The 21,602-nt window shown below is 73.7% G+C and carries 2 protein-coding genes; both read right to left on the reverse strand.

The window, feature by feature from the left end; all coding sequences use genetic code 11:
• Positions 1–75 precede the first annotated feature (75 nt).
• Entirely contained in the window at positions 76–21,252 is a 21,177-nt protein-coding gene (locus ACZ470_RS16325; protein WP_468427703.1) for a lonely Cys domain-containing protein, read from the reverse strand.
• On the reverse strand, positions 21,253–21,600 hold the full coding sequence (locus ACZ470_RS16330) for a hypothetical protein (RefSeq protein ID WP_468427705.1): 348 nt from the start codon (positions 21,598–21,600) through the stop codon (positions 21,253–21,255).
• Between the last annotated feature and the right edge of the window lie 2 nt (positions 21,601–21,602).

Here is a 21,602-nt window from a genome sequence, read left to right on the forward strand (position 1 = left end):
GGAGGAAACCGCCGGCGCCTTGCAGCCCAGGTGCGCGGGGTCTGCTGCGTCCAGTCGCAAGGTGGAGGAGCGGCCCTAGGGGACACCCGCGGTCGCCAGGCCGAGACTCTCGCGGAGGCGTGCGGCGAGGCTCTCGACCGTTCGGGGGTCCGGCGATCGCCCCGCGAGGAGGACGGCGAGCCGGCGCACCGCGGCGCGGAACGCCTCGTCGGTGTACCGCCAGTCCGCGAGTGCTGAGTCCGGTTCGCCCGGCAGGAGCAGTCCGAGGGCCGTGTCCCATGTCCGGGCCGCGTCCGGGTGCGCGGTCGTGCTCCGGAAGTCGTCGAAGGCCGAGCGCCAGATCCGGCGCGACACCGCGGCCGCGACGGCGTCGAGGGCGTCCGGCCATGGGCCGGGGCGGGCCAGCAGCAGCCGCACCTGGTCGAGCCGCGCCAGCCCGCTCCCCCGCACGCCTCCGCCGAGCTGCGCCTCGACGTCCATCCCGGGGGTGATGTCGATGTCGGCGTCCCTCAGTTCGGCCAGGGTGACGATCTCGCCGCCGGTGAATCCCGGCGGGTCGCCGGGCAGGTCCTCCGTGCTCACCTGGCCGGCGATCCACCGGCGCCGGACCTCCTCAGGGGGCGGCGGCTGAAGCGGGGTGTCGTCGGCGGTGGAGGCCGGCGGCGCGGCGGGGGCGGTGGGGCCCGCGGCGTCGGAGGGCCGCAGGTGGCCGGCGCGTGCGGCGCGCAACAGGTGGGCCAGGGACCCGGCGGTCAGCGACCGGTCCCAGCCCTGCCCGGCGGCGTACTGGCCGACGACGTGCCGGAGCCCGCCCCAGGTGAGCAGGCCGGGGTCGGCGTTGCCCGCCGCCTGGAACCGGAGCTTTTCGAGGGCGCCGAAGCCCTCGACCAGCTCGTGGAACTCCGCCTCGCGTGCCGGGTCGGAGTCGATGTGCACGCCGTGGGTCTGCCGCAGGGCCCGTACCCAGTGCAGGGCGCGGTCGGTGCGCCCCGGCAGTCCGTTGGGCAGTCCGCCCAGGTCGGCGAGCGCGTCGAGGGCGTCGGTCCCGGGCTCGGGACGGAATTCCTCGATGTGCCCGGCGGGGTTGTCGGGGTCGTCGTAGACGATCAGGCGCGGCGGCATGCCGCCCTCGGCCTCGCTCACCGAGACCTGGCGGTCCACGGTGAAGACGGTGCGACGGGTCTCGTTGGCGACGTACTGGGCGGAGGAGGGATGGGCGAGCAGGTCCTGGTCGGCGCGCGTCATAGACAGCTCGCAGAGCAGCAGCCACACCGGCCGTTCGGGGGGCAGCGCCCGCAGGCTCTTGCGCCGTGCCAGCACCCGGCCCAGCTGCCGGGGGTGGAGCGCCTGATTGGCACCGGTGCTGTGGCGGGGCGCGGTGGTGCGTCCGCTGTCGCCGTGACCGACGGCGACGTAGGAGTCGGCCAGGCCCCGCGGCAGGGACAGCAGACCGCTCTCCTTGGCGGGGTACACACCCGGCAGCCCCTCCCTGAAGTTGGTGTAGTGCTGGATGGCGGCCACCACCCGCAGGGCCTCCTCCCGCAGCGCCATGTCGTGCGCGTCGAGGAACGCCCGCCCGGTCAGTGCCTGCCCGTCCACCGTGACCAGCGGGTACGAGTGGATGTCGGCGTCGGGGAAGACGGTGCCGTTCGATGCCCTGACGGTGGCCGCCGGGTCGTCCGGGACCAGTCCCGGGTCGGCGGGGACCCAGGTCCCCGCCGGTTCGCTCCCGGAGGCCGGCGCGGCCAGGACCGGCACCCGGCGGCCGGTCGGAGCCGTTTCGAGCCGCAGGTCGCCGTAGGTGAACCAGACACGGGTGCCGGTGCGGTCGGCGATCACCCGGGCGAGGGCCTCGTTGCGGCCGTCCTCCTCGGCGATCAGGATGACCACGGGCACGTCCGGCCGCCGCCCCGGGTCGTGCAGCACCAGTTCGGCGAACTCCTCGTCCGACACCGGCTTCCCGTTCGCCAGCACCACTCCCTCGGCGTTCCGTTCGGCGAGCACCGCGTGAGCGTCGGCCCCCCAGGGCGAGGGGTGAACGCCCTGCGGATCGGCGACGACGTCCATGTGCAGGTGGATACCGGTCCGCCCGGTCCAGTTCCTGCCGTACGGCGTGCCGTCGTCCCCGCTGAGCGCGGACTGCTGTGCGTAGCCCTGCCGGGTCAGCCCGTAGGCGGCGATGGCGTCCAGGCTGCCGCCGCGGCCCCGGCGGTGGGCGCTGCTCGCGAGGGTGAAGGCGTCATAGTGCTGGGCCGCGTCCACCGGGGCGTCCGGCGCCAGATGCAACAGCGTCCGGGTGATGCCGTCCAGGTCCAGGGCGGCGCCGAAGCGGGGGTGCCCGGCGCGCGCCGATTCGATCACGCGCAGCGCGTTGAACAGTCCGTCGCGCAGCTCCTGCGTGAGCGGCTGGGAGCCGAAGGTGGCGTCGACGACCGCCCGCAGTTCCTGAAGCCGTCGCTGTACCGCGCTGTCGGTGGGCGGCGGTGCGGCGGCGGACCGCACCGCCGGTACCGGGGCGGGGAACGGCGGCGGCAACGGCGCGGGAGTGTGCGGCCGCGGCGTGTGTGCGCCGGTGGTGCCGTCCCACAGGGCGCGCACGGCCACGTACGAGTCGCTGTCGTCACCCGGGACGCCCTCGGCTACGTCCCACAGCGCACGGGCGCGGGCCAGCGCCTCGTTCTCGACGTCGGTGGCCTCGACGGGGTTGACCGCCGCGGGACGCACCCCGCGGGGACGGGCGGGTTCCACGCTGCGCGGATGACGGGTCCGGGGCGGGGGGCCCTCGCCGTACAGCCGGCGCAGCAACGGGTACAGGGCCGGCTGGTGCGCACGCACCCACTCCGGGCCCTCGTTGTTGCGCCGCAGACCGGTGTACGGGTCGGTCCCGCCGTTGGCCATGAGATAGACGTTGGTGAGCTGGGCGAAGAACTCGCGCTCGTCCCGGCTGCTGTAGTTGGGGGCGCTGCGACGGCCGTCGGAGTCGTGGCCGTGGAGGTCGCCGTCGGGCCAGGCTCCCTCCTCGCCGGCCTGCTCGGTGGCCCGGAAGGCATCGGTGACGAGCTGTCGGTCGGCGGCGTCCAGGCCGTAGAGGTGCACGGTGTGGGCGACCTCGTGCACCGTGGTCGAATAGCCGTCGGCCTGGGCGGACTCACCCTTGGGGGCCGTGGGGCGCTCACCCAGCAGGTTCTCCTCGGTGACGGCCGCGCTGCGCAGTCCGGCACCGCGGACGGTCTCCCAGGGACGGCCGTCGTCGGTGACGGCGCCCCGCAGGTGACGGAAGGCGTCCAGGGACGTCATGGCCTCGCTCCTGGGCACCACCACGACCCGCGAGCCGCCCTTGAGCAACCGCGCCGCGACATCCGGGTCCTGGAGCAGCCGGGCGACCTGGACACGGGCCCGGTCACCGGCGGAGACGGGCTGCTCCACCCCGTCGGGCACCTGCGTCATGAGGTGCGCCGCCACCGAGGCGAACTCGGCCGGGTCGAGCCCGTCCCGCAGGGCGTCCACCAGCACGGGATCACTCGCCAACCGCTCACGGTGCGCGGGCGGGAGGGACGCCAGCGTCGCGTCGCGGTCGGCGGTGGACAGTCCGGGCAGCCGCGCGGCCAGCGCGCGCACCGGGTCCTCGGTCACCTCCGGATGGACCCGCAACGCGTCGGCGAGGTCGGTCAACGCGTCGCGCAGTGCGGGCAGTTGCTCGTCGGGGACGCCGAGGGCGCGCCAGGTGTCCTCGTGGCGGGCGAGGGCTTCGGGGTCCAGGGCGGCGGAGTCGAGCAGCTCGCTGAGCCGTACGGCGAGGGAGGGGGCGGCGCCGGCCGGCCGCTCGGTGCGGTAGGCGTCCTCGTGCGCGAGGGCCGGCGTGACCGTACGGGGGCTGTCGGCGGGCGTGCGGTGCAGCGCCGACAGCAGGTCGAGGAGGTCGCGTGCGCGCAGCTCCGGGTCGGTTCCGGTGGCGAGGGCGAGGGCGGCGTCGGCCACGGAGTCCGCGGGTGCCGGGACGGTGAAGCCGTCGACCGTGACGGTGCCGGGGGCCGGCCGGTCCACCGCCGTGACCATGAGGTCGACGCCGTTCACCGAGAGGTCGAGAACCCGGCCGCCGTCGCCCGGGACGGCCCGGATCCGCACGGACGCTCCGGGCATCTCCCGCTCCAGCGCCCCGCGCAGCGCGGCGACGGCGGGCAGGGCGGCCGCGGACAGCTGGAACTCCACGGCGCCCAGCGGCCGGTCCTGACCGAACTGCACCCGGCCGCGGGCGGCTCCGGACAGCAGCACCGGGTGGCCGAGGCCGTGCAGCACGGCACCGACCCGGCGGGCGACGTCCAGCTCGGCGGTGTCGCCACCGTTCGGCTTGTCCGCCCCGGCCCTCTCCAGCGGGGCCGGAACATCGCGGTCGGCCGGGGTGGTGGTGGGGGCCGACGGCGGGGGCGGGGCCGCAGGTGGCGGCGGGGGTTCCGTCGGCGGGGGCGGGGCGGGGGCGGCGGTCTTGACCTGGTCGGTCCCGACGACGACACCCAGTCGGGCGCTGAACAGGGCCGCCACGTTGGTCAGCCAGTCGGCGGCCTCCGTGGCGTCCAGGCCCGGGCGGACCGTCTCGCTCATGTAGCGGCCCGACTTGTCGTTCACCACCCAGGAACGCAGTTCCGCGCTCCAGCGGAACTCGCCGGACACCCGGCTGCGCCCCGGGAGCGTACGGCCGGCCGTCACACCGCCGTCGTCGACGAAACCGGCGGCGATGCCCGTGTGGCCCAGCCCGTCCAGCGTCTTGCGCAGCGACTCCGCCGTCAGGTCGGGGTCCTTCTCCCGCATCCCCGCCAGCAGCGCGTCGAACTGCTCCGGCGTGATGATCCCGCTCAGGTCCTCCGTGCCCAGGACCACCCGCCCGTCGTCGGTCACCGTGTACAGCCACACCGCGTCGTGGTTCCCGGTGATCAGCAGGTCCGGGTCGACCTCGTCCAACGGCACCCACAAGGGGTTCAGCCGTACGTCGCCGTCCGGGTCGCGCTCCTCGTCCTTGATCCGCTTCGGGAGGACCGGGTCGCCGAACCGGTCGCGGGCGCCGGCGTCGCTGCCGTCGTAATGGTTGACGCCGTTGTAGTAGACCTCCGTCTGCCGCGTGGCGTGGTCGGGCCCCGCCTCGCTGACCCGCCGGGCACCCGACGGGAAGGACTGCACCACGTCGACCCGCATGTCGAAGGCGTGCGCGAGAAGGGGCAGGAAGATCTCTCCCTCCGGCGTCCCCCAGCGGCGCTCCCAGTTGACGACGGCGTCCATGAGCCTGGCCGATTCCGTGTCGTCCAGCGGCGCGGCGCTCTGGGTGTAGGCGGTGCGGAGCAGGCGGGCCAGGGCGGTGTCGTCGAGGTCGCCGGGCGTCGGCAGCAGGTCGTTCCGCTCCAGGTGCTCGAACATCTGGCGCGGGCTCATGTTCTCGGCGGCGTCCGTCTCCAGTACGGCGCGGGCGTCCTCTGGGGAGATCGCCGGGTCGGCCGGCTCCGACGCCATGCGGGCGTCGACGTACCGCCTCAGCAGGTCGGCGGGATCGAGGGCCTCGGCCACGGGGACGCGCCGGATGCCGTGGTGGTCGAGGAGGGCCAGCATCTCGGCCCGGTTCATTCCCCGGACGCGCGTGGCGAACTCGTCGGCGACGGTCTGCCGGAACTGGCCGACGACCTGCGGGTGCAGCCGCCCTCCACTGCGGCCCACATGGCCCTCGACATAGGACCGCATGGCCCTCAGCACGACCCGCGAAGGGCCGGTCGTGGTGCGGAGTTCGCGGCGTACGGTGTCGGGGTTCCCGAGCCAGTCGTAGGCGGCGGGGTCGGTGGCGGCGAGTCCGGGCAGACGGCTTCGGATGTGCACGGGGTCGCCGGCCATGACGGAGTAGAGGAGGCACTCGCCCGTGCCGGGCACGGGTACGCGGCGGCCTCTCGCCGGGCCGCTGTCGCGCTCCGGCTCGGGGATCTTCTTGTCGCCCTTCGGCCCCGTGACCTCGGGCTCCACGGCCTTCGTCTTCGGGGCCGGCGGCTTGGTCGCGTGTGCCGCTTTGGGCGGGGGCTCGGCCCCCTTCGGCAGGGGGGCAGTGCCCTTCGGCAACGGTTCTGTACTCTTCGGCAGCGGCCCGGAGGCCTTCGGCAGAGGCTCCGCGCTCTTCGGCAGGGGCTCCGCGGCCTTCACCAGCGGCTCCGTGCCCTTCGGCAACGGTTCTGTGCTCTTCGGCAGCGGCTCGGGGGCCTTCACCAGCGGCTCCGCGCTCTTCGGCAGAGGCTCCGCGCTCTTCGGCAAGGGCTCCGCGCTCTTCGAGGGCGGCTCCGGGGCCTTCGGCAGAGCCGCTGCGGTCGGCAGCGCCAGTTGGTAGTGGCGGTCGTCGAGGCTCAGGACCACCTGGGCGTCGGAGTGGGGGGACGCCCCCACGAGGGTGTGGAGGGCCGGGTCCCCCGTGGGGCCCCCGGGGTGAAAGTCCTGGAAGGAGCCGTCGCTGCCGACCACCGTGACGCGCACGCCGAAGGTCCGTGCGGCGAGCAGCGGGAGCAGGTCGGACGCGGCGTGGTTCCAGCCGGCCTCGGACGGGGCGTCACCTCGGCGCAGGAGCTGGGCGATCGCCAGTTCGGCCCGTACCTCGGGCGTCAGGTCGACCGCGTGCGGCACCAGTCCGCCGAGGCCGTCGAACTCACGGCGCCCGGGTGTGTCCGTTCCGAGGTCCAGGCCCGCCGCGGCGATCTCCTCCGCGCTGAAGGCGTCGGTGTGGTCGGGGGCGACGGCGGCCAGCAGGTCCTCGTCGGCGTGGTCGGTGAGCCAGGTGGCCATCCTGCGGCGCAGGTCGGACATCGCCCGTGGATCGTCGAGGTCGACGCCCTGCGCGGCGAGCAGCCCCGGTGCGGCGCGTTCGAGGCCGAGGGCGAACGCGCGGAAGAAGGCGTCACCGTCCCTCGGCACGTCCTGGAGCGTGTACCTCTCGTTCGTGGGTGACGTGAGGACGACGTCCGGTGCGGTGCCGGTCCTGGTGTAGCGGGGCGGGGCCGGGGCCTTCGGCGCGGGCGCCTTGGGCGGGGCCTCGTAGGTCACCGGGGGCGGTTCGGCGAGGCCGTCCAGTTCCTCCCGGCCCTCCGCGGTGGCCGCGAGCCGGTGCCAGCGGGTGAGCTGGTCCGCCCCGGCCCGTACGCGGTGGTATTCCGCGGCGGCCTTCTCCGCCGTGTCCCTGAGCGCGTCCAGCTCGGCGCGCCGGGTGTCGAAGGCGTCGCGTGCCGTGTCCCGGCGGGCGGTGGCCTCGTCGAGGGCCCGGCCGGGCGCTCTCGCGGACAGCAGGGCCGCGTCGAGCCGCGCGTCGGCCAGCGCCTTCTCGGTGCGCGCGGTCTCCAGCCGCAGATCGGCCGCCTTCCGCAGTTTCCCGGCGGCGTCCTCCGCGTCGGCGAGGCGGGCCAGGGCGGCGTCCCGTTCGTCCCGCAGGAGTTCCGCCCAGCCGTCGTGCTCGGGCTGGGTGTACTCCCCGTCGGGGAGGGCGTCGACCTCGGCCCGCGCGGCGGCCACGTTCGCGTCCGCGATGCCGTGGTCCCGGCGTGCGTCGGCCTCGGCCCGTGTCAGGGCCCGGTCCGCGTCCTCGACGCCCGTCCTGGCGAGGTCGACCGGGCGTGCCGCCGCGCGGGCGACCGCGGCGGCGTCGTCGAGGGCGGTCTGCGCGGCGTCGAGGTCCGCGCGCAGCCCGCCGGAGGCCCGCCGCTTCTTCCAGTAGGCCTTGTCCGCGTCGACCCACGCCTTGCTCGCGCTCTCGACCGCGTCCCACGCCTTCGCGACGCGCTCGGGGAAGTTCGCGTCGGTGATGATCCGCAGCTCCCGGGCGACGTCCTCCCGGATCCAGGTGACGACGTACGCCTCGGACTTCATCGCCTGCGGACCCGACCGGGCCTTGGCGAAGGTCCCGCCACGGATCCGGTTGGCGAGTCTGGAGTCCACGATGCCGCGGTGCACGTCGCCGACGCCGATCCAGGTGGCCGGGACGGCGAACAGGAACGAACGGCCCGTCTTCGGCTTGAGGTTGCGGGAGGTCAGGTGGTCGTCCCCGACCGGCATCCCGTCGCCGTCGAGGTCGTTGGGGCCGGGACCGAAGACACCGATCTGGTTGAGTCCGGCGTTGTTGGGAGAGTCGTACAGGAAGCCCGCGCCGAAGCCCGAGGACTGGCCGTGCTCGACGGACGACGACGTGCCGGCGTTGTCCCCGTACCGTCTGAGCACCTCCAGCTTCTTGCCGTCGGCGACCGTCAGCAGCAGCGCGCGGCTGAAGTCGGGCGCCGAGCGCAGCGTCAGCCGTCCGGTGTCGGTGCCCACGAGGGACTTCTCGGTCAGCCCCGCCACCTGGTAGCCGTCCGGCTCGGTGGTGCGCGGGAAGAACGCCGTGATCGCGGTGGAGCTGGTGCCGTCCTCCAGTGCCTGCGCCGAGCCGGTGCCCAGGCGGGTCAGTCCGGTCTCCCTGGTTCTGCGCAGGAGTTCGGTGAGGGTGTCGTCGTCGGGACCGTCCTCGTCCTCCAGGGCCCGGAGGGAGAAGCCGACGTCGTACGCCTTCGTGAGGAGGAGGTCGCCGGCCATGCGGATGTTCTCGATGCCGATGATCCCGCGCGGGTGCATGCCGTTCTCCGGGAAGGTGAACGGCCGTGTGACGCCGTCCCCGTCACGGACCGTCAGCTCGTCCCCCGCCATGGGCAGGGGCACCGGGCGGGGCGGACCGGTCAGAGCGGGGTCGGCCGCCGGGTTCGGCGCGGGCAGCAGCCGGCCGGGTCCGGACGGGCCGGTCCCGTCCACCGCCTCCGGACGCGTCGGCTCCATCAGGCTGAGCGGCACGTGCTCGCGCAGCTCACCGACGTCGTCCTCCTCGACGATGCGCAGCCGGCCCCGGAAGCGGTCGAGGGCCGTGGACTGCGCCTCTTCCAGGTCCGGGTCGGCCGGGGCGCCGGTGTTGGGGGTGTCGTCGGCCTCCAGGGTGATGCGCATCCGGTAGGGGGTGAGGACCTCCGCGTGCGGTTCGGTGGACGCCGCCCGGTAGATGGTGACGGTGGTGACCGTGTGGCTCGACGCGACCGTCTTCCGGTTCGAGCCGCCCTCGGTGTACGTGGGTCCGGCGGCCGCGACCTGCGCGTTGCCGGTGTACACCAGCTGGCTGGTCAGGAAGCCCAGGTCCGCCCCGGACGAGGACTCCGAGTTCTGCTGGGCGGTCTCGATGGCTCTCCGGTTCTCCTCCAGCTCCGCACTGTGGTCGAGTCCGTCGAACACGGGTGTCCCGGGGATCAGTTCGACGCGTGCCCGCACCCGCCGACTGCCGATCCGGACGCTGTCCCAGCCCCACCTCCCGGAGGTGACCAGGGTCGACGGGCCGGTGGTCGTCATCTCCCCCTTCAGTGCCCGGGTGGCGCGGCCCGTCACCAGTTGCCGGATCCGCTCCCGGCTCTCGTCGTCGAGCCCCAGTCGCCGGATCCGCTTGTCGAACGCGAGCAGGACGTCCGTGGGGTCCAGCGCGTTCACCGCGTACGTGCCGAAGGCGGCGCCGCGCATCCAGGGCTGCGGTGTCCACACGTGAGCGGTGTAGCGGGGGACGTCGCCCATGCCGTCGTCGATGAGCCCCATCCGGTGCGCGCTCTTCTCCGGCAGGTGTCCCAGCAGACCGCCGGGGCTGGTCAGTGCCGTCCCCGCCGCTCCGGCGAGGGAGCGCGGTACGAGGGCGCTCGCCGCCGCGGCCGTACCGATGCGGCCCGTGCCCAGCCGGCTGGAGAGCAGCGCGAACCAGTGCTGCACGTCGCCGGCCACCAGCACCTGGTGGGTGAAGCCCTTGCGGTTCATGTCCGCGACGACCGTGCGTACGACGCTGAGGCTGTGCGCGTGGGACGTCGAGAGGGGGTTGGCGACGATTCCGTACGCGCCCATGAGGCCGTGTCCCGGATTCTGGGCGACGGAGTAGACCAGCTGGCCGCCGAAGACGAAGCTGGTGCTGTTGCTGATCTTGCCGGCGGCCTGCCGGGTGCCGCCGAGCGTCATCTCGGTGTCCATGGACATCGACGGTGTGAGGGCACGCAGGTTCCCGACCGTCGTCGCGTACCGGAAGGTTCCCCACAGTTCGCCGTACGGTCCCTTGCCCAGCAGGCCGCTGCCCACCAGGCCCAGCGGCCCCGAGCTCTGGTCGAAGCTCGACGCCAGGTACTGGGGGGTGAAGGTGCGGACGATCGCGTCCCGGGTGGCGGCGCCCTCCTTCACCAGCTGCCAGACACTGCCCGACGCCGTTCGCAGGACCCGGTCCACCTCCGCGAGCAGCGCGGGCGACAGCACCATGTTCACGATGACGAACGGATGCTGCCGGAACTCCTCGAACTGCCGTGTCCCGCGGTCGGCGAGCCGCCCGGCGGGCTGGCTCGCGTCGGGGCCCGCGGGCAGTACGAGGTCGCCCTTCGCCAGTGCGAGGGCCCGCTCGGTGGACAGGGACGTGGGTGCGGGCTCGTCGGACAGATAGGGGTTGAGCGCCCCGTCCGCGTACGGGTCGGCGTCGGGGGTGTGCTGGACGGGGACGCCGATGAGCACCTGGCCGGTCATCGGGCCGCCGCCCCGCAGGTGGCCCAGCGGCGTCCGGCCGAAGAGCACGTTGACCGGCTCGTCCAGGACGAGCAGGCCCGGCAGCCCGAGGCCGAGGCCGCGGATCAGGCCGCGGGGCCGCCAGTAGCCGCCCATGGTCGCGGTGAGGGAGAGGTCGTAGCGGTAGAGGTGGGTGGGCTGGTTGCTCACCGACATCGGTTCGTTGGTGACCGTCGAGCCGAAGGCGGTCTCCGCCTCCCACTGCCATCCCTGGCGCGCCCCCAGCGTCAGCCCGAGCGTGTTCCGGGGCAGTCCCGCTTCGTCGACGTTGTTGTCGCGGCCCGAGAACGTGCCCTCGAAGCCCAGGTCCACGCCCCGTTTCGCGCTGGTCTGGCCGTCGAGCCGGTCGATGCCCTGGGCGCTGAAGCGCATTCCCTCGTCGACGTCCTTGCCCTCGTACCGCCGCCCGGTCAGGGTCCCGTGCACCCGGACGGTGTAGTAGGTCTGTCCGACGGAGTCGGGGTCGGTGAGTCTGATCGGCAGGCCGATCGTGGTCAGGGCCTCCAGGTTCGCGGTGACGTTCTGCTGGGACAGCACACCGAGGACCTGCAAGGTGTTCTGGAGCGCGATCCGGTACTTGACGGGGTCGGTCCAGCGGGGCGGCATGGGAAGGCTCTCGGCCGCCCGGAGCACCCGGTCGGGCTCGCGCTGGAGCAGGGCGCCCAGGCCGGCGCGCCAGCCCTTCGGCAGGTTCGGCGGCAGCAACTGGTCGAGGGGCACCACGAGCCCCTGGCGCAGATTGGAGATGGCGTCCACCACGCCGTCGGCGAACGCGTCCAGCAGGGTGCGGCCGACGCCGTCCGCCGCGTCCGGGGTGACACGGGTGCGGCGGCCGTCGTCGAAGGCGAACTCCTTCACCCGGTGCATGCCCAGGGTGCGCGGGCGGTCCACGGTCAGATAGGCCGGGACGAACGGCGGGGCGGCGCCGTTGCGCAGGGCGAGTGAGGTCCCGTCGTCCCATCCGGCCAGCCGCCGCGCCTCGGAGCTGGTCATCCGGTCCAGGCTCCAGGTGAGGAAGCGCGTCGGCGGCCCGTTGTCGCCGGCCCGCCGCACCCGCACCGACTTCACCACCAGGTAGAGGGCGGTCCTGGGGCCCTTCACCTGTCCGGCCGACTTCAGGGTGCCGGCCGCGCCGAGCCCGACCGACCAGGTCTTCGCGTACGAGTACTGGACGGTCGGCCCGACCTGGAGCCGCAGGTCGAAGGGGGCCGTGCCGGGGTCGAAGAAGTTGAAGGCGGGTCCGGCGACGGCTTGCAGCAGCAGGCTCCTGCCCTGTGCCCGGCTCCGCTCGCTGCGGACCGTCGAGGTGTTGATGTCCCGCATCTCGGCCTGGTCGGTCTCCCCGACGAGCACCGCCGACTGCGGAATCAGTTCCTCCACGACGAAGACGCCCAGCGGTGACTTCTTCTTGTCGTCGGCGAACAGCGGCGGGGTGGTGATGCGGCCGCGCGCCATCGTGCCGCCGTGCCGCTGGAAGCTGTCGCCGGAGAAGAAGATGTCCAGCTCGGTGTAGGCGGAGCTGCCGGGCAGGGCTCCGATCTGTGCGGCGGCCCAGTCGCGGATCGCCGCGACGGGGCCGAACCCCTCGATGCGGACGAAGCGGTACTGGGAGTCGCGGTCCAGGTCGATCGACCTGGGGATCCGGCCCGGCTCCGGAATCCTCGTCACGCTGTCGGGGAGCCGCACCGAGAGCCCCTTGCGGATGCCGAAGGTGAACCGGGCGGGCGCGGCCGGGTCGGTGTCGGTGCCCGTGACGACCCGTCCGGCGGGGTCGGTGACGCGTATCTCGTAGTGGATGTCGTCCAGGTACGAGCGGGACTTGTCCAGCGTCCGGGTCTCCATCTGGTTCATGCGCTGGTCGGTCAGCGTGTAGCCGACCTTGTTGATGAAGCCGAACCGCAGGGCGAGACGGCCGAAGCCGCCGAACGCGGCCGTGCCCGCCGGGCCGATCGGCCCGCCGAGGCCGTACTGGGAGTTGGCCTGCATGTTCTTGGTCAGCCCGAAGGTCGCGGCCGCCCGGTGCATGCTGTCGATCTTCGTCGAGTCACCGATGCCGTCGTCGAACGGGGCCCAGTTGCCGTGGTGACGCGCTCTGATCCACAGGACGCGGGCCTTTCCGTCCGCGTTGACGTACGGGAACGGACGTCCCCCGCCGTCCGCCAGCGTCTTCGGCTTGTCCCGGAGCGTCTGCCGGATGTCGTCCAGCAGCTGGGCGCCGTCCGCGGGCCGGGCGTCCGGCCTGGTCCCCAGTTCGCTGTCGATCGTGTCCAGGGCCTGGTCGAGGCCGCGCAGGACGACCGTGCTCTGACCGAACGTGCTCGGATTGGCGAGGAGTTGTTCGAGCTCGGCGGCGGTCAGCCGGGACGGCAGCAGCGACGGGAGGTCGTCGACGTACGCGGGCATCCGCCTGCCGTCCGGGAACCGGGCCGGGGCGCGGCGCCTCGGCGGGGGCGCCAGGGTGCGGTCGAGACGCGGGGCGTCCGGGGACGACGGGCCGGGAGCGGTCGCGGTCACGCCGCCGGTCGTCGCGGCCATGGTGGGCGGTATGGGGGTGTTCGCCGGGGACGCGGGGGCCGGGCTGACGGCCGACCAGTCGTCGGCCTGCTGACGCCGGCCGTCCGCCATGGGGAGCAGGGAGAGGACGTGCGGCCTCGACGGGTCGCTCTGCGCGAGCAGACCCACGGGCCCCGGTGAGGTCCATACGCGGCGAGCGGTGCCGGCGCCGAGGAGGGCCCGCCGGTCGGTGGTCCCCGGGTCCGTCGGGGTCGTGGTCGTGCTCGTGGAGGCGAGGACGATGTCGGCCTGGCGCGGGAAGTCGTTCAGCGACGGGTCCACCGCGAGGAGTTCGGCGAGCTCCTCGTAGGGGACCTTGGCGCGGAATCCGCCGGGCAGTTCCATGGTCAGATGGTCCGGCCCGGCATCGCCCCGCACCAGGTACGGGGCGGGCCTGGTGGTGTCGGCGGTCCAGGGCATCTTCGCCCGGCGCAGCGGACGGTGGCCGCCGTCCGGTGTCGCCGCCATGACGAGGGCGGTGCCGACGTCCACCGCCGCGCCCGGCGCTCCCCGCACCCAGCTCCGGCCGGCCGGGGCGCCCGCTTCGTCGAACAGCTGGGTGTCCGGCGCGAGGGCGCCCAGGGTCTCCAGGTGGAAGGCGGCCAACGCGGTCGGGTCGTCCACGTCCACGCCGACGGACGCCGCCCGCGCCACCAGCTCCAGGAGATCGGACAGCCGGGACGGGTCCGGCCGGTCCAGGTGCAGCACCCTGCCGGTGAGGGCCTCCGGGTCGGGGGTCCTGCTCTCCCATTCCAGGGTCCTCACGGTCGCCCAGAACAGGCGTGCCCGCTCGGGCGCCCCGATGTCCGCCCGGTCCGGGTCCAGCCCCAGGACATGGGCGGCCTCGGCGTCCACTTCCTCGTCCGTGAGACCGTTCAGCCCCTCGGCCACGGTGGTCACGTGCGGCAGGGTCACGAAGTCGGTGAGCACGGCGCCGGGGTTCAGGCGCACGGCGTCGACGGCCCTGGCGAGCAGGTCCCGGTAGGCGTCGGGTCCCGGTTCGGTGTCCGGGTCGCCGTGCTCCGTCGCGAGGATCTCGCGGGCCGCGCGCTCGAGCAGGTCCAGGCTGAACGGCACGACGTCGCGCAGCGCCGGGTCGGACGCCCGCAAGGTCTCCAGCGCGCCGATCCCCGCGAGGAGTTCGCCGTAGCGGCTGTCGTCCTCGATCGCCACCCCGAACGTCAGCCGCAGCGCGCGGACGAGTCGCAGCGTCCGCTCACGGATCTCCTCCGAGGCCGGTCCCTCCGGGTCGGTGTGCAGGCCCGCCGCGCGGGCGCGGTCGTCCAGCAGGGCGCCGGTGGGTTCCGGCCGGTGCTCCACCCACTCTCCGCGCCGGCCTCGCGAGTCCGTGATCATGAAGTGGGAGACGTGGCCGTCGTCCCACTGCTTGAAGCCGACCTCCTGGGTGGCGCCGTAGACGGTCCGGCCGGTCTCGTTGGCCACGTGCTGGCTCTGGCTGACGTCGGCCAACGGGTCGGGGACGAAGGTGTCCGTGACGAGTCTGCGCCTGCGGGTGAGGCCCGGCGGTGTCGCGGCGAAGCACTCCTGCATCAGGATGGCGTGGTCCTTGGGGAGCCGCGCCAGGCTCGGACGGCGCCTGAGCATGCCGCCCGTGGCCCGCTCCCGTTTCCGGTGGCGGGGGTTCGACCGGGTCGGCAGCGCCGTCTCGCCGGGCAGGCCGTGCGCGGCCCAGACGTACACCGGCTTGCCCGCGAACGGGACGGGCCGGTCGTCCTTGGTCCACGTCCCGTCCAGCCGGTTGACGTGGTAGAGCTCCGTGGCCGTCGCCGCGTGCCGGATCCCCGGCAGCAGTCGTACGCGTTCGCCGTCCCGGAACACGGCCCTGCCGATCGGCCCGTCGTCGGTGACGATGGTGTGGGACTGGAGGTCCTGTTCCCAGTAGGGGGCGTCGGCGGACTCAGCGGGGTCGGGCAGCAGGCCGGGAGAGCTGCGGATCCAGTCGGTGCGGTCGGCGCGCCGGCCGCTCCGCAGCGCCACCGCGTAGGGGTGGGAGGCGGTTCCGTCGGGCCCTTGGGCCACGCCCACAGCGCCGTTGGCCGACCAGACGTCCCGGCCGATCCGGTCCGCCAGCCGTCGCGGCGGCTCCAGACCTCCCGCGCCGGCGTCGGAGACGAGCAGCAGCACCGGCACGTCCGCCGGGAGTCCGCTCAGCTCCGGGTCGAGGGCGAGCAGTTCGGCGAAGACGTCGTACGGCACCTCGCGCGGGGCGCCGTCGAAGCCGCGCACGACGACATGGTCGCGGTCGCCGTCCGCCCTCAGGACGTACGGCTCCGGGCCACCCGGCCGATGCCAGGGCGCGGTCCCCATGTCGCCGGGCAACAGGCCGCCGTCGGTCTCGGGTCCGTCGCTGCCCGTACGGGTGAGGTCCAGGTCGGGGAGCCCGTCGGTGCCGTGGGTCCAGTCGCGGCCGCGGGCGCGCCCGCCGGGGCCCGTGGACAGGGCGGTGCTGGGTGACAGCGCGCCCTGGCCGCGCAGATGGATCGCCGCCAGGGTGGCCAGGCCGGTCGCCGACCGCGCCGCCTGGTGACCCGCCGCCGCCAGGAGGGCGCTGCGGTGGGCGCCGGTCACCGCAGTGGTCACGTCCAGGAGCAGCACCCGGCGGGCCACCGCGTCCAGGTCGAGCGGGCCGAGGTCCAGCAGCGGGTCGGTCGTGCGGAGCCGGTCCAGGCGCGTGATGGCGTCGAGGAGCTCGGGGTACAGGGGGCCGGACAGGGCGTCGGGGCCGTACACGTCCGCCAGCAGTTCCCGGTACCTGGCCTCCTGCGGGTCCGGCTCGTCGGCCGGGTCCGCGAACAAGGCGTCGTCCAGGTGGTCCGGCAACGAGGCGTCGGGGCCGGCCAGCACGGCGTCCAGGCTCGGCAGCGGCACGTCGAGCCCGCCGGCCGGTCCGGGATCCAGCAGGTCGGCGAGAGCGGCGGGCGGCGGCCCGGTCGCGGGGCCGTCCGCGAACGTGATGTCGTTCGCTCCGGTGTCGCCGGGCCGGACGGCCGACCAGTCGGCCGCCGCGGGACGCCCCGGCGCGCTCGGCAGCAGGGAGGGGACGTACGGCCGCGAGGGGCCGGCCGGGGCCAGGCTCACGCTGCCCTGCGAGGCCCACACGGCACGACCGGTCCCGGCGCTGACGACGGCCCGCGGATCGGTGTCCGGGGTGCCGTCGGCGGTCGGTCCGGTGGATGCCGCCGGGGCGGCCTTCGGGACGGCCAGGACGATGTCCGTGGTCTCCTGCGGGAGGGTGTTGAGCACCGGGTCGCGGGCCAGCAGCGCGGCGACCTCGTCGTAGGGCACCCGGGCGCGGAAGCCGCCGGGCAGATTCATGAGGAGGTGGTCCCGGCCGCCGCCCGCCCACACCAGGTAGCCGGGTGACCGGTCGGGGGCGGTCCACGGCGGGCGTTCCTGCGCCACGGCCTGGTAGCCGCCGCCCTGTTTCGGGGCCGCGACGACGACACGGTCGGTGGCCGTGGTCGTGGTCGCGTTCGGCGGGGTCGGGGCCCAACGGCGTCCGGTGGGCACGCCGTTGAGGTCGAGCAGCCTGGTCTCCGGCGCGAGGGCGCCCAGGGTCTCCAGGTGGAAGGCGCCCAGTTCGGTCGGGTCGTCCACGTCGACACCGACGGCCGCCGCCTGCGCGACCAGGTCGAGCAGCTCGGGCCGCCGGGACGGGTCCGGCCGCTCCAGATGCAGGATCCTGCCGGTCAGGGCGTCCGGGTCGGGGGTCCGGCCTTCCCATTCGAGGGCCTTCACCGTCGCCCAGAACAGCCGGGCCCGCTCGGGCTCCCCGACGGCCGCGGGGCCGTCGTCGAGGCGCAGGACGCGGGCGCCCTCGGCGTCCAGGTCCTGGTCCGGGAGGCCGCCCAGCCGCTGCGCGGCGGCGGTGACGTGGGGCAGGGCGACGAAGTCGGAGAGTACGATGCCCGGTCGTCCGCGTACCGCGTCGGTGGCCCGGTCGAGCAGCGCGCGGTAGGCGTCGGGGCCCGGAGTGCCCTGCTGGTGCGCGTGGGCGGCGCGCTCGAACAGGTCCATGCTGAACGGGCCGAGGTCACGCAGGAGCGGGTCGGCCGCGCGCATGGTCTCCAGCGCGCCGATCCCGGCGAGGAGTTCGCCGTAGCGGCTGTCGTCCTCGATCGCCACCCCGAACGTCAGCCGCAGCGCGCGGACGAGTCGCAGCGTCCGCTCACGGATCTCCTCCGAGGCCGGTCCCTCCGGGTCGGTGTGCAGGCCCGCCGCGCGGGCGCGGTCGTCCAGCAGAGCGCCGGCGGGTTCCGGCCGGTGCTCCACCCACTTGCCGCGCCGCCCCCGCGAGTCCGTGTACATGCGGTGGACGAACTTCCCGTCCGGCAGGACCGCGAAGCTGACCATGTGGGTGCCGCCGTACACGGTGCGCCCGGTCTCGTTGGCCACGTGCTGGCTCTCGCTGACGACCGCCAGCGGATCCGGGACGAAGGTGTCGTCGATGCCCCTGCAGGTGCGAACCACACCCGGCGGCGTCGCGCTCGAGCACGCCTCCATCAGGACGGCGTGCTCCCGGGGCAGCTGCGCGAGGCTCGGACGCCGCTTGAGCATCCCGCCGGTCTCCCGCTGCCGGGAGTGGTGGCCCGGGTCGGTCATGGTCGGTACCCGGGTCGCGCCGGACTTGCCGTGCGCGCTGAAGGCGTACAACGGTTTGCCGGCGAACGGGACGGGCTCGTCGTCCAGTTCCGACTCCCCGGTCACCGGGTTGTAGTGCCACAGCTCCGACGACTCCGTGGCAAGTCGCAGCGCCTCCATCCTGCGCGGGGCCTCGGAGTCCTGGAACACGCCTCTGCCGACGGTGGTGCCGCGTTCGGTGACGACGCTGTGGGACCGCAGCTCGTGCTCCCAGGCCGGGGCGTTCTCGTACTCGGCGGGGTCGAGCACCTGACCGGGGGTGCTGCGGATCCAGTCGGCGCGGGGCAGCCCCTCTCCGAACAGCAGGGAGACGACGTACGGCTGGGACGGGTCCTGCTGCGGGGACACCTTCACGGTGCCGTTGGCCGACCAGACGTCCCTGCCGATCCGGTCCGCCGCCCGGCGCGGCAGATCCAGGCCCCGGGCACCGGCGTCGGGAACGAGCAGCACCACGGGGGTGTCCGGCGGCAACCCGGCCAACTGCGGGTCGAGGGCCAGCAGTTCGGCGAACACGTCGATCGGGACCTGACGCGGGGCGCCGTCGTAGCCGCGTACGACGATCCGCCGGTGGTCGCCCTCGGCCATCACGACGTACGGCTCCGGCTCGCCGGGACGGTGCCAGGGAGCGGTGTTCACATCGCCGCGGCCCAGGGCGCCGTTGGGCTGTCGGACCGCCTTTCCGGTGTGGGCGAGGTCCAGGTCGGGGATCGGGGCGTTCGTCCAGTTGCGGCCACGGACAGCGCCGCCGGGGGCGGTCATCGCGCGCGTGCCGGACAGTACGCCCCGCAGCTGGAGGTGGAACGCGGCGAGCGCCGCCAGACTGCCCGCCGACTCCACCGCCGGGTCCGTCGCCACCCGGAACAACTCGCCGCGCTGCGCGTCGGTCACCGGGGCGGCCGGGTCCAGGAGCAGTACGCGGCGGGTCAGGGCGTCCAGGTCGAGCGGGCCGTCGCGCAGGGCGGGATCGGCCTGGCGGAGCTGGTCGAGGTGGGTGAGGGCGTCGCGGAGGGCGGGGTAGATCCGGTTCGTCTCGATGCCGGGGCCGAACGCGCCCGTCAGCACCTGGTGGTGGAGGGCGTCGGTGCCCGTACCGTCGTCCTCGCTGTCCGCGTCGTCCTCCCAGTCCATGATCATGTCGACCGAGTCCGGGGAACCGGGCGAGTCGGACGGGGAGGAGGGGCCGGCGGGGCCGACCGGTGTCTCCGCGGGCGCCTGCGAGCTGAGCGGCATCCCGTCGACGGTGCCGGGCGGTACGAACGGCACCTCGCGGGAGACGGCCGGGGCCGGCTCCAGCGGGTCGGCGGTGACCGGCAGTTCCTCGGACTCGGTCCGGACGGGCCGGTACGGCGGCGGCACATCCGATGCGGCCGGCGGCTCCGCGGACTTGGGCGTGCGGGTGTCGGCCGGGGTCCCGGTGTCCGAGGGCGACGGCTGGGAGCTGACGGCCGGGTCTTCCGTGGTGACGGGGTCGGCGTTCGCGGGGGTGGGGGCGGTCTCGCCGGGCGGGACGGTCTGCGGCCGGTGCTGCGGGGTGGTGTTCGGCGCGGAGGATGCCGGGGCGGGGGACGTGGTGGGTGCGGGGGTGGTGGCGGGGGGCGCGAGGGGCTCCTGCGGGGCGCGCTGGTCCCGCCGGTCCGGCGCGTGCGGGGTCTCGGGCGTCCTCGACGTCTCGGGCGTCCTCGACGTCTCCGGCGTTCTGGAGGTGTCCCTGGGGGTGTCGTCGGAGAGGTCCTCGGGGACGCCCTCGGGGATGTCCTCGGAGGTCTCGCTGTCGTTCGTCGACCACTGCCGCTCGGACTCGTCCGGCGCGAAGGTGTTGCCGCCCGTCTGGGTCGGGGGCAGTCCCGGGGCGGAGGAGCCGACGGTGGAGGGCATGTTCGTCGGCAGCCCGTTGTCCGTGTCGGCGGTCCAGTCGGTGCCCGGTGTCGTGGTCGCCGGGGGGTTGAGGGTGGAGAAGACGGTGTCCGGGTCCAGGTTGGACTCCGGCTCCGGAACCGTGTTGTCCACGTCGTCCACGGTGGGGTCCCCGTAGGCGTTCCCGTAGGCGTCCGTGCTGGTGGGCGTGGTGGAGTACGACGGTTTGACCCCGCCCAGCGCCCCCGGGCCGGTCGGGGCACCGGTTCCCCCGTTGACCAGGCCGCCGGCGTCGTAGTCGGAGCCGTGGTCGGAGCCGTAATCCGAGACGGAGGAAACATCGCTGATGTCGCTGCTGTCGCTGAAGATCGATTCGACGTCGCTCGTATCACCGACGGAGGACGCCGTGTCGAAGGTGTGGTCGCTGGTGTGGTCGTAGGTGTCGGAGGGGTTGTCCCAGGAGTCGGTGGTGTCGACGGTGGAGAACGTCCGGGGGCTGGGCCGGGGTCCGGCCGTGTAGTCGTTCGGGGTGTTGTACGTGATGTTGTTCGGCGTGTTGTACGGGGTCTCGTACGTGGTGTCGTCCGTCTTCCCGTAACCACCCCCGCCCGTCGAGTGGTTGATGTCGTCGGGGCCGAAGTCCAGGTTCCGGAAGAACTTGTCGTACAGGAACTTTCCGCCGTACTCCGCGCCGGTGGAGGCCGCTTCGAAGACGAGGCCGCTGAGTCCGGCGCTCAGGAACGTCGCGGGATTGAGGGCGAACGTGCCCAGGAAGATGAGGCTGGTGAAGGCCTCCGCGAAGGTTTCCGCCTGCCCCTCGTTGACGAAGGCGAGGGGCAGGTCGAACACCTCCTTCCACGTGTTGTTGTTCTTGAAGATGTTGCGGACGATCGGGTCGGCGAACTGGGAGAAGATCCCGCCGAAGAGTCCGGCGAAGGCACCGGCGACCGCCGACTGCCCGATGTCCTTCCAGTCGAAGTGGGTGCGCCGGCGGTCGGGATCGTCCGGCGCGGTCATCGAGATCAGCTGCGCGGCGAAGGTGACGAACGCCTCCTGGATGGCCTCCAGCAGCACCGAGAGGGGTGTGGGGACGGCGCGGCCCAGCCGCTGGAGGATCAGCAGAATGGCGAGTCCGGTGCGCGCCTTCTGGATGGCGATCTCGGTGAGGGACGTACCGCCGGTGAAGACGGCCAGCGCGGCGATCAGAGCCAGCTCGATGTTCATGATGATGAACTCGATGAGGATCTGGTACTTGCCCTCGGCGAGCTTCATCGAGCGGTCCACCTGCCGGGAGCCGATGTCCCGGAGTTCGTCGGCGAACTTCTGAAGGTGGTTCTGGCCGTTGTCGTCGACGAAGAGCTTCATCGCGGCGACGAACTCTTTGGCGATCTCCGGCGGGAGCGAGTTGCCCGCGGTGGAGATCGCTCCCTTCATCGCGTCGGACAGCGCCATGACGTCGTCGGCCGCGGTGTAGTAGGGCTCGCGGCTGGCGAACCCCAGGTCCTCGTTGCCGGTGGCGACGTTGGCGCCCACCCAGACCTCGACGAACTCCCGGAAGCCGTCCGGGAAGGTGATCGCCATTCAGCGCCTGTTTTCGCCGTCCGTGTCGTGCGCCCCGATGTCGTCCAGCGCCTGGTTCTGCGGCCGCTGCACATGGTCGGCCTCTGCGGCGACCGCGTCGACCAGCGCCAGGAATCCCCCGGTGATCGACGTGATCGTGGCCGCCACCTGCTCCTGCTCCAGCCGGACCTGATATCCGACCGCGTTGGCGAACTCGTCGTCGCCGCCCTCCTCGCCCCACCAGCCCGCGTACGCGGCGCAGCCCTTCTCGAATCCGGGCAGCAGCGCGTCGCCGTACCGGACCGCGTCGGCGAGGTGCCGGGAACCCTGGAGGATCGCCTGGATGTCGGCGGAGTAGTTACCGGCCATGG

This window comes from Streptomyces sp. NPDC031111, assembly GCF_055570675.1.

Coding starts and splice junctions, on each gene's coding strand:
- ACZ470_RS16325 (WP_468427703.1), bottom strand. CDS start 21,252: ATGGCGATCACCTTCCCGGACGGCTTCCGGGAGTTCGTCGAGGTCTGG.
- ACZ470_RS16330 (WP_468427705.1), bottom strand. CDS start 21,600: ATGGCCGGTAACTACTCCGCCGACATCCAGGCGATCCTCCAGGGTTCC.